Origin of the sequence: Vibrio sp. OPT46 (genome assembly GCF_015163535.1) — a bacterium.
GTDB classification, from domain to species: Bacteria; Pseudomonadota; Gammaproteobacteria; order Enterobacterales; family Vibrionaceae; genus Vibrio; species Vibrio alginolyticus.
Map to the genome: position 1 here is coordinate 1 of NZ_JADDYG010000505.1, position 458 is coordinate 458.

2 tRNA genes are annotated in these 458 nt (G+C 44.3%); both read right to left on the reverse strand.

What is annotated here, in order from left to right:
• Positions 1 to 151: 151 nt before the first annotated feature.
• Positions 152 to 227, reverse strand: a tRNA-Ala gene (locus IQR33_RS20920).
• A gap of 42 nt (positions 228 to 269) precedes the next feature.
• A tRNA-Ile gene (locus IQR33_RS20925) sits at positions 270 to 346 on the reverse strand.
• Positions 347 to 458 lie beyond the last annotated feature (112 nt).

A 458-nucleotide genomic window follows, 5' to 3' on the forward strand; every position in this document is an offset into this window, starting at 1 on the left:
ATGTGTTTTTTGGTGTTTGTCATAAAGACAAACATTGAGAACTTTACAAACAATCTTAAAAGATTGTTTTGTCAGCTTTCCAAATTGTTAAAGAGCTAGATTTTCTGATGAAAACCATTTTTAAAGATTCTTTTTCAAGAACACTTAAAGATGGTGGAGCTATGCGGGATCGAACCGCAGACCTCCTGCGTGCAAGGCAGGCGCTCTCCCAGCTGAGCTATAGCCCCATCAAGGTGTCGATACTGTCGCCAATTCCTTGGGAAAGAAATTGGTGGGTCTGAGTGGACTCGAACCACCGACCTCTCGCTTATCAGGCGAACGCTCTAACCACCTGAGCTACAGACCCAGTATCGTCTCTTTACTTCATAAACCGTATCAATCTGTGTGAACACTCATCGCAATAATCATCGTTTAAGGAGGTGATCCAGCGCCAGGTTCCCCTAGCGCTACCTTGTTAC